17 protein-coding genes are annotated in these 16,332 nt (G+C 39.0%); 6 read left to right on the top strand and 11 right to left on the bottom strand.

Annotated features, from left to right (window positions below; translation table 11 throughout):
- Nucleotides 1-120: 120 nt before the first annotated feature.
- Genes pta through RDY04_RS02025 form a run of 4 tightly spaced genes read right to left on the bottom strand, consistent with a single transcriptional unit; the run spans nucleotide 121 to nucleotide 3,493 of the window.
- On the bottom strand, nucleotides 121-1,104 hold the full coding sequence (pta, locus tag RDY04_RS02040; protein WP_303951622.1) for a phosphate acetyltransferase: 984 nt from the start codon (nucleotides 1,102-1,104) through the stop codon (nucleotides 121-123).
- 13 nt (nucleotides 1,105-1,117) lie between these two features.
- A complete protein-coding gene (locus RDY04_RS02035) occupies nucleotides 1,118-2,014 on the bottom strand; it encodes an RluA family pseudouridine synthase (protein WP_303951621.1) in 897 nt (298 codons plus the stop codon).
- The gene (locus tag RDY04_RS02030; RefSeq protein ID WP_303951618.1) at nucleotides 2,011-2,847 is read right to left on the bottom strand and encodes an NAD kinase; all 837 of its coding nucleotides are present in this window, start codon (nucleotides 2,845-2,847) and stop codon (nucleotides 2,011-2,013) included. Before RDY04_RS02030 ends, RDY04_RS02035 begins: the two co-directional genes overlap by 4 nt.
- On the bottom strand, nucleotides 2,819-3,493 hold the full coding sequence (locus RDY04_RS02025) for a GTP pyrophosphokinase family protein (RefSeq protein WP_303266834.1): 675 nt from the start codon (nucleotides 3,491-3,493) through the stop codon (nucleotides 2,819-2,821). Before RDY04_RS02025 ends, RDY04_RS02030 begins: the two co-directional genes overlap by 29 nt.
- A gap of 95 nt (nucleotides 3,494-3,588) precedes the next feature.
- Between RDY04_RS02025 and RDY04_RS02020 the strand changes: the two genes are divergently transcribed.
- From RDY04_RS02020 to RDY04_RS01995, 6 genes are all read left to right on the top strand, one after another.
- Nucleotides 3,589-4,164: a CYTH domain-containing protein gene (locus RDY04_RS02020; protein WP_303951616.1), complete on the top strand. Its 576-nt coding sequence runs from the start codon at nucleotides 3,589-3,591 to the stop codon at nucleotides 4,162-4,164.
- Nucleotides 4,165-4,529: 365 nt separating this feature from the next.
- Nucleotides 4,530-5,501: a ribose-phosphate diphosphokinase gene (locus RDY04_RS02015; protein WP_022496738.1), complete on the top strand. Its 972-nt coding sequence runs from the start codon at nucleotides 4,530-4,532 to the stop codon at nucleotides 5,499-5,501.
- 3 nt (nucleotides 5,502-5,504) lie between these two features.
- Complete coding sequence (locus RDY04_RS02010; protein ID WP_303951612.1) at nucleotides 5,505-6,617, top strand: cysteine desulfurase family protein; 1,113 nt, start codon at nucleotides 5,505-5,507, stop codon at nucleotides 6,615-6,617.
- A gap of 1 nt (nucleotide 6,618) precedes the next feature.
- Nucleotides 6,619-6,966 carry a DUF1831 domain-containing protein gene (locus tag RDY04_RS02005; RefSeq protein WP_303951610.1) on the top strand — a complete coding sequence of 116 codons (348 nt, stop codon included), beginning with the start codon at nucleotides 6,619-6,621 and terminating at the stop codon, nucleotides 6,964-6,966.
- 141 nt (nucleotides 6,967-7,107) lie between these two features.
- The gene (locus tag RDY04_RS02000) at nucleotides 7,108-7,767 is read left to right on the top strand and encodes a redox-sensing transcriptional repressor Rex (RefSeq protein ID WP_303951696.1); all 660 of its coding nucleotides are present in this window, start codon (nucleotides 7,108-7,110) and stop codon (nucleotides 7,765-7,767) included.
- Entirely contained in the window at nucleotides 7,760-8,455 is a 696-nt protein-coding gene (locus RDY04_RS01995; protein ID WP_303951607.1) for a gamma-glutamyl-gamma-aminobutyrate hydrolase family protein, read from the top strand. Before RDY04_RS02000 ends, RDY04_RS01995 begins: the two co-directional genes overlap by 8 nt.
- Nucleotides 8,456-8,512: 57 nt before the next feature.
- Here the strand turns inward: RDY04_RS01995 and radC are convergent, their stop codons facing one another.
- The 7 genes from radC to RDY04_RS01960 form a co-directional block, all read right to left on the bottom strand.
- Nucleotides 8,513-9,199, bottom strand: a complete 687-nt coding sequence (radC, locus tag RDY04_RS01990) for a DNA repair protein RadC (protein ID WP_303951605.1) — start codon at nucleotides 9,197-9,199, stop codon at nucleotides 8,513-8,515.
- Between the two features lie 45 nt (nucleotides 9,200-9,244).
- A complete protein-coding gene (locus RDY04_RS01985) occupies nucleotides 9,245-10,888 on the bottom strand; it encodes a rhamnan synthesis F family protein (protein WP_303951602.1) in 1,644 nt (547 codons plus the stop codon).
- Complete coding sequence (locus tag RDY04_RS01980; protein WP_303951601.1) at nucleotides 10,889-12,091, bottom strand: polysaccharide ABC transporter ATP-binding protein; 1,203 nt, start codon at nucleotides 12,089-12,091, stop codon at nucleotides 10,889-10,891. It abuts the gene before it with no gap.
- Complete coding sequence (locus tag RDY04_RS01975; protein ID WP_303951598.1) at nucleotides 12,091-12,897, bottom strand: ABC transporter permease; 807 nt, start codon at nucleotides 12,895-12,897, stop codon at nucleotides 12,091-12,093. Before RDY04_RS01975 ends, RDY04_RS01980 begins: the two co-directional genes overlap by 1 nt.
- Nucleotides 12,898-13,836 (bottom strand): glycosyltransferase family 2 protein, encoded by a 939-nt coding sequence (locus RDY04_RS01970; protein ID WP_303951596.1) that lies wholly within the window; start codon nucleotides 13,834-13,836, stop codon nucleotides 12,898-12,900.
- Nucleotides 13,833-14,981 (bottom strand): beta 1-4 rhamnosyltransferase Cps2T, encoded by a 1,149-nt coding sequence (gene cps2T, locus RDY04_RS01965; protein ID WP_117647118.1) that lies wholly within the window; start codon nucleotides 14,979-14,981, stop codon nucleotides 13,833-13,835. Before cps2T ends, RDY04_RS01970 begins: the two co-directional genes overlap by 4 nt.
- 117 nt (nucleotides 14,982-15,098) lie before the next feature.
- Nucleotides 15,099-16,331, bottom strand: coding sequence for a glycosyltransferase family 4 protein (locus RDY04_RS01960; RefSeq protein ID WP_303266798.1), 1,233 nt, complete (start codon nucleotides 16,329-16,331; stop codon nucleotides 15,099-15,101).
- Nucleotide 16,332 lies beyond the last annotated feature (1 nt).

Here is a 16,332-nt window from a genome sequence, read left to right as displayed (position 1 = left end):
AGAACAACTGCGATTCCTTATCAATAAAGGTTCTCTTTAGTTTACATTGATTTATTTTTAATCACAAGAATTGCATAAAAAAGCCCAGACACTTAGCCAGACTTTCTTTTATTATTGCTTTTAATTATTAAGAGCTTGAGCAGCTGTAATAATAGCTAAGTTGTAAATATCTTCAGCACTCGCACCACGAGAAAGATCGTTTACTGGTTTATTAAGACCTTGTAAAATTGGTCCGATAGCCTCAAACATTCCCAAACGTTGAGCAATCTTATAGCCGATATTTCCGGCCTGCAAACCAGGGAATACAAAGACATTAGCATGTCCTGCTACGTCACTATCTGGAGCCTTAATAGCTGCTGTTGCTGGAACAAATGCTGCATCGAACTGCAACTCACCATCAATAGCCAAGTCAGGACGCATTTCTTTAGCAATATTTGTTGCTTGAACAACCCTGTCAACTTTTGGTGATTTCGCAGAACCTTTTGTTGAGAAGCTAAGCATTGCCACTTTAGGATCAATACCAAAAACTTTAGCTGTTTCTGCAGTATTAATTGCAATTTCTGCTAATTCTTGAGAATTTGGTTCAATATTGATAGCACAGTCGGCAAACATCAAACGATGATTGGTATCTTCACGGTTCATAAGGAAGACACCTGATGTACGTGAAATGCCTGGCTTTGTTTTGATAATTTGAAGGGCAGGACGTACCGTATCCGCTGTTGAGTGAATGGCACCTGAAACCATTCCATCAGCAAGACCAAGTTTAACTAGCATAACACCGAAATAGTTCACATCACCAAGCAATTTCTCTGCATCTTCGACTGTTGCTTTTCCTTTACGGATTTCAAGAAATTTTTCCTTCATTTCCTCAAAACCTTCATAGGTTTCAGGATTAATAATCGTATAGTTAAAGTCTGCAAAGCCAAGATCGTTCAAGATTTTGTGAACCTCAGCTGGGTCTCCCAAAATAATAGGATCCACCAATCCTTCAAATTTCAAACGGGCAGCAGCACGAACCACACGGTCGTCGTTACCCTCAGGGAAGACAATCTTAACACCTTTCCCTGAAATACGTTCACGAAGTTCACCAAATAGACTACGCATAAAAAATCCTCAATCAATCTTTTTTAGTTTGTAAGTTCATGATAACGGTTTCAAAATCATCTGTCAAGGAAGATGCATGGACCATCTCTTTTTTGGTGAAAGGATCTATAAATGCAAGACGATGACAATGCAAGGCTTGACGCTTAATACCGTAGTCTAGGGACCCGCCATAAAGGTCGTCTCCCAAAAGAGGCAAACCTAGGTGGGCAAAGTGCACACGAATCTGGTGTGTACGTCCGGTATGAAGATTGATATCAACTAATTTAACCCTGCCATAATCAGCTACCAAACGATAACTAGTGTGAGCATATTTCCCCGATTTATGGACTCGACGTGTGATAATGGAATCCACATCACGCGCAATCGGTGCAATGATTTCGCCCTGTTGCTCAAGTTTAGTATCACCTTCAACCAAGGCATAATAATGTTTCTTGATAGACTTTTGTTGCAACTGTTTATCCATACGAGCATGGGCGTAACCATGCTTGGCAAACAGCATGAGACCCGATGTGTCCTTATCCAAACGTGTCACGATATGGACACGCTGGTTGGGATAATTATTGCTGACAAAGTGATGTTTGACAAAGTTAGCCATGGTATTATCATGGTTAACACTTGGAATACTAGCATAGCCATAGGGTTTATCAATCACCAAGAAGTTATCATCCTCATAGACTATATCCAAGTCAAAAGGAATTGGCTTCAAGGTTTCATGCGGTGCCTCATCAGGGATTTCTATGGCAACCACGTCTCCCTCATGGACAGGATAGGTTACAAACTGCTCCTCACCATTGACCCAGATATGACCACCCTCAAACTTAATTTTGGCTAGAAGTCCTTTTGAAATATCGTGCTCCTTCAAAAAGGTCTTAACCCGACAGGAACGCCCTACTGTAAATTCATATCTCATTCTTCCATGTCTCCAATAAAGGATTCACGGACCCGTTCCCAAAAACTTGTATGACTAGCACTGGCCACGAAAGAAATTTTGCGCTGATCGATTGAGAATTCTACCTTCTTCACATTACGGTTGGTATAGGTCTTATTATCAACCGATAGAGTGTAGCTTCCCATACGGGTAGGATAAACCGTAATTCTCTCATGCTTAGGTACAATAATCGGGCTACCCAAGGTACGGTAAACACGGTTATTGAGACTGGCAATTTCTGTCAGCTGCAAGGCTTCAATCGTTGGATGAAGAATAGCACCGCCCAAAGATTTATTATAGGCCGTTGATCCTGTAGGCGTTGATACTGATAAGCCATCTCCACGGAAACTCTCAAACAAGACATCATTAAGACAGACATCGGCTGCCATAGTTTTCTCATTACGCTTGATAGCTGCTTCATTAAGGGCAATTGACGTAAAGGAGCGACCATCAGCTAGAGTCAATTTAACATTCAAGAGAGGGTAGGAAATCTTTTCACCACGGTCCTTGCGAAGCGTCTCGATTAATTGCTCCACTTCACTATCCAAATAATCCGTGTAAAAACCCAAATGTCCCGTGTGAATCCCTACAAAACGGACACGAGCAAGCTCTTTTTCATACATATGAAAAGCTGACAGCAACATGCCATCGCCACCAATGGAAATAACCACATCCGGATTTTTCTTGGTCAAATAAAAACCAGTATCATCTCGAAAGGTATTAAAAAGTTTTGAGGCAACACGCCTACTCTGGGGCTTGCCATTGGCAATAATAGCTACCTTCATCTCATCCGAAGAGGTCTTCATCTGTGTCATCACTATTTCCTACACTATCCTTCAAAGTTCTGTTAATTGGATCAAAGAGCAACTGGGCTTCTCTGATATCGTCACGTATTTTACGCATTTCTTCATCAAGCTCATAGGCCATGCGGGCCGTATTTTCCAAACGAAGCTTAATCTCCTCTGGAAAATTCCCCTGATACTTGTAATTAAGGGAATGTTCAATGGTGGCCCAAAAGTTCATGGCTAAAGTCCTAATCTGAATCTCTGCGAGAATTTCCTTACGTCCATCAATGGTATCAACCGGATAAGAAATGATAACATGATAAGAGCGATAACCCGAATGTTTACGGTTTCTGATATAGTCTCGCTCTGAAACAATGGTCATATCACTACGTCGGCGAAGCAAAGCCAAAACTTCATCCACATCATCAACAAATTGGACCATGACTCGGAGACCAGCAATGTCCTGCATATCTTGAGCCAAATTTTCAATTGAGAGGCCACGAAGGGCGATTTTCTCCTCAATGGAAGCTACGGACTTCACACGTCCCGTCACAAACTCAATAGGCGAGTGACGATTTTGCTTACGAAATTGTTTACGGATGCCTCGGAGCTTAATTTTGAGTTCACCTACGGCCTGAATATAGGGGTCTAAAAAAACTTCCCAATCAATGGTCAAGATAGGACTCCTCCTTGTCAAAAGCTTTAGTTTTTTATAAAATAAATACAATCTGTTATATTATATCATATTTGAAAGTAAAAGGGAGGACACACATGAACCATTTAGAGATAGAGTACAAGACTCTGCTCACCAAAGACGAGTACAATCGTTTAGCAGTGCTTTTCTCCCATGTAACACCTGTTACGCAAACCAATTACTACATCGATACATCCCAAAGTGACATGAGGAATAAAAAGTTGTCTTTGCGTATCAGAACCCTTCCCACTCATGGTGAGCTGACCTTGAAAATTCCTGAAAAGGTCGGAAATATGGAATACAACGTCACCATGGAATGTGCAGAGGCTAAGGCTATGACCAAGTCTCTTGACTTCCCTGATTGCCAAATCAAGTCCATTCTTCTGGAACGTGGTGTTAAGTTAGAGGACCTAACCATCCTCGGACATTTAACCACAACCCGTCGTGAATACCAGACCAATATTGGTCTCATGGCGCTTGATGTCAATGTCTATGCTGATAAGAAAGACTATGAGCTTGAATTGGAAGTTTCAGATGCCAAGAGAGGTAAAGACGACTTTGATGCCTTTCTTAAGGAAAATAATATTGACTTTAAGTATGCCAAGAGTAAGGTTGCACGCTTTTTAGCTACCCTAAAGCGAGATAAAGACTAGTTGGTGAAATGTGAGTTTATAGAAATTCCGCTAGTCATTTTTGATACGTTATGAGGCGAACTTTCCACCGTGAAAAACGTCTATAAAAACCATTTACTTCATTTTAAGACAAGGATTAACCCTTGTCTTTTTTATGCATGAAAAGACAATTTGGTATTTGTGGCAACTTCCACAATCGCTCTCATCAGTCTGAAAACGCATACAAAAACGATTCAGCGATTTATGGGTCGGCAATTTTCATCAATATCGCTTTCTGATGGCTGAAATTTCTACTTTTTTTTGCTAAAATAGAATCATCTGTAGTTTTATTACAATAGCCCTAATTGGGCTTCGCATCTTATTTTTTTAAAGGAGTCACCATCGTCATGGTACATCAAAAAGCAAACCCACAATTGAAATTATTCTCGCTCAGCTCAAACCCAGAAATTGCTGAAAAAATTGCTGAGGCTACCGGATTGCCACTTGGTAAAGTATCTTCACGTCAATTTTCTGACGGTGAAATCATGATCAATATTGAGGAGTCTGTTCGTGGGGACGATATTTATATCATCCAATCTACAAGCAACCCTGTTAACGACCACCTTTGGGAATTGCTCATCATGATTGATGCCTGCAAACGTGCCAGTGCTAACTCTGTCAACGTGGTTATGCCTTACTTTGGTTATGCACGTCAAGACCGTATCGCTGCTTCACGTGAACCAATCACTGCTAAATTGATTGCCAATATGCTGGTTAAAGCTGGTGTCAATCGTGTCTTGACACTCGACCTTCACGCTGTCCAAGTTCAAGGTTTCTTCGACATCCCAGTAGATAACCTCTTCACAATGCCTTTGTTTGCTGAATACTACAACGAAAAAGGATTCACAGGAAGTGATGTTGTCGTTGTTAGCCCTAAAAACTCTGGTGTTAAACGTGCTCGTAGCTTGGCGGAATACCTTGATGCACCAATCGCTATCATTGACTACGCTCAAGATGATTCAGAACGCGAAGAAGGCTACATCATCGGTGAGGTTGAAGGAAAAACAGCGATTTTGGTTGATGATATCCTTAATACTGGTAAAACATTTGCTGAAGCTGCTAAAATCCTTGAACGTGGTGGCGTTAAAGACATCTATGCAGTAGCTAGTCACGGTCTCTTTGCAGGAGGTGCTGCTGAAGTCCTCAACGCTGCTCCAATTAAAGAAATCTTGGTGACAGATTCAGTTGCGACTAAAGAAAAAGTGCCTACAAACGTTAAATACATTTCAGCAAGTGAGCTAATCGCTAACGCTACTACTCGTATCTTCGAACGTCAACCACTTAGTCCACTCTTTGCTTACACTGCAAACGAGGACTAAGCTATGGTTTATTTGGACAATGCAGCAACAACTCCTTTGAATGCTGCTGCTATCTCAGCGATGACACATGTCATGACTGAAACCTTTGGAAATCCATCCAGCCTCCATGCTTATGGCCGCAAGGCTTCTAAGGAACTCCGTGAGGCCCGTGAAGAAATGGCCAAGCAATTTCAAGTTCCTGCTCGAAAACTCATTTTCACCTCTGGTGGAACTGAAGGAAACAATACAGCTATCAAAGGTTATGCCCTAGCCAATCAAGCTAAAGGTAAACACCTGATTACAACTGCTATTGAACACCACTCTGTCCTTCACACCATGGCCTACTTGGAAGAGCGTTTTGGTTTTGAAGTAACCTATATTCAACCAGAAAATCAAGTCATTACTGCTCAACAAATCGCTGAGGCCTTACGTGACGATACTATTCTAGTTTCTGTTATGTATGCCAATAACGAGACCGGCCAATTGCTTCCAATCAAGGAAATTGGCGACTTGCTTGCCAATCACCAAGCTGCCTTCCACGTTGATGCCGTTCAGGTAGCAGGAAAACTTCCTATTCACCCAGAGGAACTTGGAGCTGATTTTCTCTCTATTAGTGCTCATAAATTTCATGGACCTAAAGGTGTCGGCCTGCTCTATCATAATGATTTGCATTTTGACAACCTACTCCATGGTGGTGAACAAGAGGAAAAACGTCGTGCCAGCACTGAAAATCTGGTCGGGATTGCAGGTATGACCGCTGCTTACAAGCATGCTAGTGACCACTACCAAGACAATTACCAACATGTTGAAAATATTCGTCAGGTCTTTCTAGATACTCTTACCATTCCTTATGAAATTAATGGTGGAGGACCTAGCCTACCTCACGTCATCAACATCAGTTTTCCTGGTAAGGAAAATGGCCCTCTCTTAACCTTGTTAGACCTAGCTGGCTTTGCTGTTTCAACAGGTTCGGCTTGTACTGCTGGAACTGTTGACCCTAGCCACGTCATCCAAGCCCTCTATGGCAAGGATTCTGACAAGTTAAAAACAGCCATCCGCATTAGTTTATCGGAGGAAAATACCGCTGAAGAACTCCAATCCCTAGCAGAAAAACTTAATCAAATCATAGGAGACTAACATGGCATTTGAAAAAAGCATTCATTTGACTGACTGTAAGTACCGTTACACCATCAGTCCTAATGTCAAAAAATTCACCCTACGTGATACGACTTTTGTGCAAAATAAAATCGGAAACTATGAGTTGCACCGCCTTCTCGAAAAAGTGCCTAACTCAGGCGAAGGTTTCCCACTTAAAATCACTATTAACAAAGACTTGACCGGTTTCAAATTGTCAATTACAGACAAATCTGGTCTTCGTAACGTTAATATCTTTAAAAATGACGACCACCATATCTTACAAGAAAAATTCTACTTCTTGATGCAAAGTTTGGTAGACCGTCAAATTTTTGAGCAAGAAGAGGTCTAAACCATTTTCTAGATATATAAATAGCCTATCCTAGTGATAGGTTATTTATATCGCCTCATCTACACTATTTTGTTGCAATTTTCACAAACTTTTCTTAAAATATAAGAGAATCATACTAATTCAGGAAAGGAAATGCGATCAATGACATTGGAGAAAAACATTCCAAACGCTACTGCTAAACGTCTCTCTCTCTATTATCGAATTTTCAAACGATTCCATCGTGAAAATATCGACAAAGCAAGTTCCAAACAAATTGCTGAAGCAATTGGAATTGATCCTGCTACAGTGCGTCGTGACTTCTCCTACTTTGGTGAATTAGGTCGTCGTGGTTTTGGTTATGACGTTAGTAAGCTGATGACATTCTTCGCAGAACTCCTTAATGATAATGCAACAACTAAGGTAGTCCTTGTAGGAGTAGGAAATATCGGACGTGCTCTTCTTCACTACCGTTTTCAAGAACGTAACCGCATGCAGCTGGTTATGGCTTTTGATACAGACGATAACGAACTGGTAGGAAGCCAGACTGAAGACAATATTCCTATCTACGGTATCTCTCAAATCAAGGACAAGATTGCCCAGGAAGATATTAAAACGGCCATCCTGACAGTGCCATCAGTCAAGGCACAGGAGGTGGCTGAGCTTTTGGTTGATGCTGGAATCGAAGGCATCCTCTGCTTCTCCCCAGTCAACCTCAATCTTCCACGCCACGTGGTTCTCCAATACGTAGACCTGACTAGTGAGCTACAAACCCTACTCTATTTCATGAAAGAAGAAGAAAAAGCAAGGAGAAACAATGACTAAACCAATTATAGGTATCACAGCCAATGTAAGACCTAATCCAGCCCATGAAGATATCAACTGGTCTTATGCCCCATCTGGTTTTGTAGAAGGAGTTCAAAAAGCTGGTGGTCTAGCAATCCTTCTACCAGTATCTGATCCTTCGGAGGCTAAAATCTATATTTCCATGATTGACAAGCTTATCCTCATCGGCGGTCAAAACGTTGACCCTAAATTCTACAACGAAGAAAATCATGCCAGTGATGATGACTTTTTCCTCGAGCGTGATCTCTTTGAGATGGCCTTAATCGAAGAAGCTACCAAACAAAAAAAACCGATTTTTTCAATCTGTCGTGGAACACAACTCATGAATGTTGCCCTTGGTGGCAGTCTCCATCAAGATATCGAAAGGCACTGGCAGGATAAGCCTTCCGATTACCTTTACCACGAAATGATTATCGAAAAAGACAGTAAGTTAGCGGAGATTTACGGCCTAGAAACCTCTATCAACTCTTTCCACCATCAAAGTATTAAGCACTTGGCCTCTGACCTCCGTGTTATTGCGCGTGACCCTGAGGATAATACTGTCGAAGCTATTGAATCAAACACCCCAGACCTTCGTTACCTTGGTGTTCAGTGGCATCCAGAACTTCTCCTACACAAACGTGAAGAAGACCTCAAACTCTTTGAATACGTTGTAAACGAACTTTAAAAGCAACTGATACTACACTCAGTTGCTTTTCTTGTGTCTTTAACTTATAGACTCTACTTAAAGCTCAAAATCCTCCCTCTCCTCACGAAAGGAATAATATGTTGATTTTCCAACAATAATATGATCAAGCAGACAAATTCCCAAATCATCGCAAGACCGCTTAATTTTTTGCGTAAAATCAATATCATTTCGGCTCGGATAGGCCTCACCCGAAGGATGATTGTGAACCACTATCAAGGACGTCGCCATCAGATGACAAGCATAATGTAAAATCTCACGTGGCTCGGCAATCGAACGGCGAACACCACCAATAAAGACTGTCTTCTGCTGAAGGATACGATTCTGCGTATCCAAATAGATAGCCACCAGATGCTCCTGAGGCTTGTCCCCAATATCCAACATCATACGACGGGCCACCTGCTGGCTAGACATAATCTGCTCGGAACGAGCCAACTCAGCCTTCTCAATCCGCTTAGCCAACTCCACCATAGCCTTCAGCTCAATAGACTTCACACGCCCAATACCAGGAATTTCCTGTAGCTCATTCAAAGACAAGCGAGACAAATCCGCCAAACTCGTCATCCCTTTTAAAATACGGTTAGCCATAGATAGGACCGACTCAGACCTAGTCCCAGTTCGCAGCACTATCGCCAACAACTCCTGGTCCGATAAAACCTCTGCTCCCTTCTGTAAGAGTCGCTCACGAGGCAAAAGCCCCGCCTCCTCAGATACAATACTATACATAAGAAAAAACCTCCTACTTACCTATTCGTAAGTGGGAGGGGGAAGTTAAACAGCTGAGGATTTTTTTAAACCTAACTTCTTTAACAAGGCTTTTCGATATGCTGAAAATTTATCCTTTAACGTCACTGGTTCTGCTACCTGTGACATTTCAATAAGATGAACCTTATACCGTTCTGCAAAAGATAGTTTTTCTGAAGCAATAATACGATAATCAATTCCTAGATCCCAGGCTTTTCGATAGAAAAGATAAGGAAGGGTATCCTCATCAAAGTCATAGAAAGCTTGCTTATCCTTAAGAATAATTTTTTCCAGAAAATCTTTTGATAACCACATAGAACCTTGAAAAATATGAAGCGAATGATTGATTACTTTTTGACATTCGTTAGTTAGTTTAACAGTTTGTTCTTGATTTAAGGCACCAATTGCATCGGTCCAATAAAGTTCTTTTGATAAATCAGCAAAAACCAGACCAACCTCTGGAAAATGGTCAAAGATTGATACTACCTTCTCTTCATCTGATAGCATAGACACTAGAGCATGTCTTGTAGCTTCATCAACAAGCTTACCCTCATTTCCAAAGGCTTCTGTGTGGAAATGCCCAACAAAGTCATACTCGCTAAGCTGAGAAGCCAAGGAAACCAAGGCATGATAATGATTATCAAACCGTTGTGAGACTAGCTGAAATCTATCTTTATCAAAATTATTTAATAAGGTATTCTCAACTTCATTTTTATCGAAATGACTTGATAAAGTGAAAAAATAGAAAGCAGATAACTTACTATCAAAAAATACTTTCAGTCTCTCAAGGTCGCTAATATGTACATGGATAGCCGAATGATAGCCTTTCCCACTTACCGAATGAAAAGAAGGTTCAACGATTTTTTCATCTAAAATGACTAAGCTATCTGGCGAATGGTAGCTGTTAAGATGTGACCTAATTAGTGCTACCGGATATGTCGACACCTTAGTAAGATAGTCTAAAAGTAGTCTTCCTTTTTTTTCATTATCAGTAAAGGCTTTTAGTTTAATGAACGGTACCTTATGTTCAAGTGTACTTATTGGTCTATAGTAAGAAAAATCAGGGTGAATTAAATCTCCTACCTCTGCATCAATCGTATTAAAGACAGCATCATAACGATAACCCGCCTCAGTAAGAAGACTGGTAACCCTAGTTTCGTAATTATCAATAACATCTTGAACATCAGTAAAAGTCTTTATAGAAGTCCAAAATTTCTTAAAGACTTCTGAAGCGACAACATAATTTTTGAAAGATATAAAATAACTTTGCAAATGCTCTTCGAAATATTTGGTCTTTCTAAAATTCGTCATCCCCCAAAAGTCAACACTCTGTCGTTGTTCAAAGTCTTCAACTAGGTCAGACATATCCCAAAGAGGACCAAAGCAAGTATCATTCATGAGTGTAACCGAATCAAAATCTGCTAACCGTTCGAATCCAACATGAGCCATACCATCTCTCCAGGCTGCAAAATCAAAGCCTAGATTCTCTCTCTGAATAACTTCATCTATACCAATCTCTTTAAGAGTTAATGATGCCGATTCCGTTAGTTGACTATTTGAAATCACAATAAGTTCAGAAAAAAGTGGTCGAAGTTGCTCCAATTGGTAGAGCACATGACCACTTAATTCGTCGTACTTATTATAATGAACATACAATAAGAGACGTTTCATTTATTCTTGAATCTCCCATTTTCCATTTCTCTGAACCATACCGGTTGCAGAATCTTTAGCAGACTTATCATCATCTTCAATATCATTTCGATTCAAGAGAATAACTGGTGAGTTATCTGAATCAGCAAAAGCAATCATCTGATCATCGTTATCTCGGACAGAAACCTGAAGCTTAAGCTTAATGTTATTAAGATGGGCAAGACTACATTTATATGTGAGTGTTTTTCTTCCAGAACCACTTGTTTTATTGTCCATGGAATTATCATTATAAATCCAGATACCACGGTCAATATCCGTTAACGAAAAGGCAATATAGGTCTCAATATCCTCATTGACATCATATGAGATCTCAAATGAAATATCTTGGTTAGGACTGATAATATTGTCATTCAAGAGTTTCACTTGTAAATCAGTGATTTTAGTATTTTCAACAACAACGTCGTCGTTTGAAACCTTTTGACCAGCAGCATTATCAAAACTATATTGGTTAGCAACTTCATCTGGATCACCAACCACTTTGACCAAACCATGTTCAATCAGAACTGCTTTATTGCAGTATTTTTTAACTGCTGACATATCATGGGTAACTAAGATAGTTGTTTTTCCAGACTGCTTACGTTCCATGAAATAATCATTACACTTACGCTGGAAAGCTTCATCACCTACAGCTAAGACTTCATCCAGGATAAGGATATCCCCTTGAGCCTTGATAGCAACTGAGAAAGCCAAACGAACCTGCATACCACTTGAGTAGTTCTTCAACTTTTGATTCATGAAATCATGAAGTTCAGCAAAGTCTACAATGTCATCATACATGGCATCTACTTCTTCAGTTGAAAAGCCAAGCATTGCACCATTCATATAGACATTCTCACGACCAGTTAGTTCTGGGTTAAACCCAACCCCAAGCTCAATGAAAGATACCAACTTACCATCAATGGTAACCTTACCTTTTTCAGGAACATAAATCTCAGAAATAATTTTTAGAAGTGTTGATTTCCCAGAACCATTACGTCCAACAATTCCATAAAAATCACCTTTTTCAACTTCAAAAGAAATATCTTTCAAGACATGTTGTTCAGTATACCCTTTAATCCCTTTAAAGCGATTGACTAAAGTTGTTCTCAAACTCTGGCTCGCCTCAGTTGGTAATTTAAAATACTTACTTACATGATCTACTTTTACAGCAATATTATTTGACATTATAGAATCTCCGCAAATCGTTTAGCATTTCGATTAAAGACAAGGAAACCAATGATAAAAATCACTACAGGAATCGCATAAGGAGTAAAAGCAATCAGTTTATTATTAATAATATCCCAACCTCTAGGGTTAACTGGATCGATAATAAAATGACGCATATCCTGTAAAATCTGAGCGATTGGATTCAACATCATAACCTTTGCAACAAACGTCTGGTTTCTTTGAAGAAGGTAAGTGATGGAATAGATAATTGGGCTCGCATACATACCAGCTTGAAGCACAACTTCCCAGATAGGACCAATATCACGGTATTTAACAAAGAGTGCTGATAGAATAAAAGCAACACCCATTGCCATTAATAATACCTCAATAAAGAGAGGAATGATAACCAAAGTATTGAAACCGATTGGAACATGGTTAATTAAGGCAAATACAAAGACAACCACTAGGTTAATCAAGAAATTAATTGCAGCCCCTAGTACAGATGAGATTACGATTGTTTGCTTCGGAAAGTTTAATTTACGTAAGAGATCCCCGCGTGAAACAATAGAAAGCATCCCCATATTGGTAGCCTCCGTAAAGAAGCCCCAAAAAATCATGGCCAAAAGCAATCCTACTGCATAGTGTGGTGTCCCATCATCAAATCTCAAGAAACGAACAAAGACAAGGTACATGATTGTAAACATCATCAAAGGTTTCAAAATAGACCAAAGATAACCAATGAAAGAACCTTGATAACGCAATTTAAAATCCGTTTTAATCAGTTCCTTAAGTAAAATCCTATTTTTTTGACTAAAGAAATTCATTTAGTCCTCCTTATACATGAATTTTGTCAAAATCAAACTCGTAAATACAAAGGTATGAAAAGCCCTGTTTTTACGATAGCCATATGTTTTCAAACGACGATAACGCTCTCTGAATTCTTGGTCCATAATGGTCACAAAGTTTTCAACCAACTCTCTATTTTCAGTATTCAATGGCAAAGAAAGAAGATTCTCCGCCTGATTCTGACTAGCCTTAATCAACTTCCAATATTTGTTGAACAAGGTCTGAGGGCGAATCCAATTCTGCATACGTTTCCGAAGCGTTCTAGCTCCCAAGACATTATCCGCATGCTGACGGTAAAGCTCTGTTGGCTGGTCAATATAAACGAGATTGCCAAATGCTGACGCAAGCAAACCTAAATACCAGTCATGCATCAAAATCTCGTTCGTTTCCTCACCAGTCCATAATTCAGCCAGGGCATGATTGATTAAAGACACACCACCTGTAACAGTGTTTTCTGTCATTTCTTGAACCAATTCCGTATTGGCATGGTCAGACTGAGTACGAATCATACTCTCATGAAGTACCTCTAAATCTTGATTCACAACCTTTAAATCCGTATATACCAAAAGGGGGTTATCAGATGGGTAGTGACTTGCTTTCTCAAGTTGAAGAGATAGTTTCTCAGGTAACCAAGTATCATCCTGGTCTGAGAAAAGATAGTAGTCAGATTCTTGATACTTCAAAAGCGTAAAGAAACTCTTTATAACACCTAAATTTTCAGTTTGATCAGGATTGATGAAAACAATCCGATCATCCTCTGAAGCGAAACGTTTGATAATGTCTCTCGTTTTATCCTTAGAACCATCATCACGAATTAACAAAGTCCAGTCAGTATAAGTCTGTTGCTGAATACTCTCTATTTGCTCTGCTAAAAAGTTCTCGCCATTATAAGTAGACATGAGAATAGTTACTTTCATGATAAAAATAGCTCCTCGTATTCACCCACGATTTTTTCCCAAGTGTAATTTTCTTTCATATTTGCTTTAGCAGCATTTCCCAAGTCCTCGAATGACACTTGACCATCTACAGAATCGATAAGCTGAGACAAATTCCCGTCCTCTTTATTCCAATACAAGGCGGTCTCCTGAGCAACCTGATGGTTAAAGTCTACATTATAGATAAGGTTGAGGTCCGTTTGAGCCAAGGCCTCTAATAAGCCTGGATTCGTTCCACCTACTTCATGTCCATGAATATAAGCAAAGGCTTGGTTACGGATATACTTAAGCAAGTCCTGATCATAGACAGTCCCCACAAACTTCACACGTTTATCTTTATCAAATCCTGTTATCTGTCGTAGCTCATCAAAGTAAGCATTTCCTTCATGGTTACAGATGATAACAAGATCACGCTCTGTAGAGGACTTCATAAATTCACGAATCGCAGTTTCGTAGTTGTTTTCAGGAACAAATCGACCCAGTATCAAATAGTAATCTTTTTCTTGAGTTTGCCATTTCTGATACCAATCTCGAACAGGGGTATCCTCAGCAGTCAGAGTCGTCTTAGATAAGTCAGTTCCATAAGCGATGAAAGTCGTTCTAGACCACGGATAGGTATTTTGAATATAAGTCTCAATACCTCGGTTATCAGAAATAATCAAGTTCGCATACTTTGTCATCTCTTTTTCAGAGTATTTGAGATAGCTTTGAACAGGCTTAGACCACTTAGCACGTTTCCATTCCAAACCATCAGGATTGACTAACAAAATGCCACCAATAGACTGAATTTTCTTGGCAAAATGAACAATGAAGGCACCAATGGTATTTCCTAAAATATAGAAAATTGGGGCTTGAATCCCCTCTTTTTTAATAAGTTTCAAGCTATAATTGATAGCCATCATATCGTAAGCTATGACACGCGCAGGACCTAGCTTTGGAGGATTGACCGTAAAACAATCCGCACCCTTATAGTCAAAATGCTTGCCAGTGCTTTCGTCAGATAAGCAAGCCACATGATAACGTATAGCAGGCGATACCTTATGTGAAATCAATTTCTCAACAAATGTCTCAAAACCACCGTATTGAGCAGGCAAACCTCTACTACCTATGATAAAAATATCCTTCAAAGTTTACCTCCATTCATCACATCTCTCAAATACACAGAATTATACATATTAGCTTTTATTATACCATTTTGGAAGGTATTTTGCATGATAAAGCAATAAAGCAGTCCAGTAGGACTGCTATCTTAATTTCTTCAACTTTACTAAATTCTTTAATAATTGCTTCAATCTATCTTTCATGGTTACTTTTACATTCAAAAAAGATAAATACTTCTCATAATCCTTAGACTTACAAGGAACATCCAAATTTACTTGCTGAATAATTTCTCTATAAGCATAATCTAACGAATATAGTTTTAAAATCTTTTCTCTACTATGAATCATTTCTTGTTTTTTTTCATCAAAATTAGTTAGAAAATCTAAAATCATTTTTGATAGAGCATCTGTGTTTCCAAGCGGATACATTTCTCCTTCGAAAAAAATATCCTTAACAGACTCATACCCTTTATTATTTGAAACAATAGTTGGAATACCATTCAATAAAGACTCAATATATACCATACCAAACGTCTCAATTTTCGAAGTGAATACACAGATATCTTTTTCACTAACCTCGATCCAAGGATTTTCTCGGTATCCTAAAAATTGAACATTATCTAATCTATGCGATTTTATATAATCCTTGCATTTTTTTAAATAAGACTCATCTTCTGCTCCTATAAATACTAAAGGAATATTTATATTTAATTTTTGATAAGCTTTGAGTAATTCAATTTGGTTCTTATTATCAGTAATCCGACCAATCTGTACAATTCTACTATTTTCGGCTGATTTAAGATTTATCTTTTTTACATATGAAAAGGGAATAAAATTTAAAATCTTCCTTTTAGGTAATAAATTCGTTAAATCTTCATTTAAGGCTCCAGAAACAGAAAAAATTTGATCAGAGTAATAAGAAATAAAATCTAATTTTTCCCTATAATAAGCAAATTCTCCTTCTGGAAACTCGTGAATTAACCAAAAGTGTCTCACTCCTAATTCTGCAGCAGCTACAGCACCTTGGAAAACATTCACAGTATTTGATATCACTAAGTTTACATCTTCAGATATAATAATCTTCTTCAAGTCTCTAATATTTTTCTTGTAGCCTTGAATACGCTCATAATGATTGCCTGGCGAACCACCCGGTGCTTCTTCCCACCACCATTTGACAGCTGAAAGACCGTAGGTTTCAATCCCTGCTCTATGAAGTTCTGCTTGATACTCCTCCTGAGACGAAACCTTATAATCAGGAAAAACATTTAATACACGATAACCTTTTTTTACAAGAAATTTCATAAGATTGACTATCGAGATTTCAGCACCATTATCCAGAGTTCCTGTCGGAGAAATAAATAAAATTGTTTTAGTCATA

Origin of the sequence: uncultured Streptococcus sp. (genome assembly GCF_902463925.1) — a bacterium.
Lineage (GTDB): Bacteria > Bacillota > Bacilli > Lactobacillales > Streptococcaceae > Streptococcus.
This window is presented reverse-complemented; position numbering and strand designations above follow the sequence as displayed.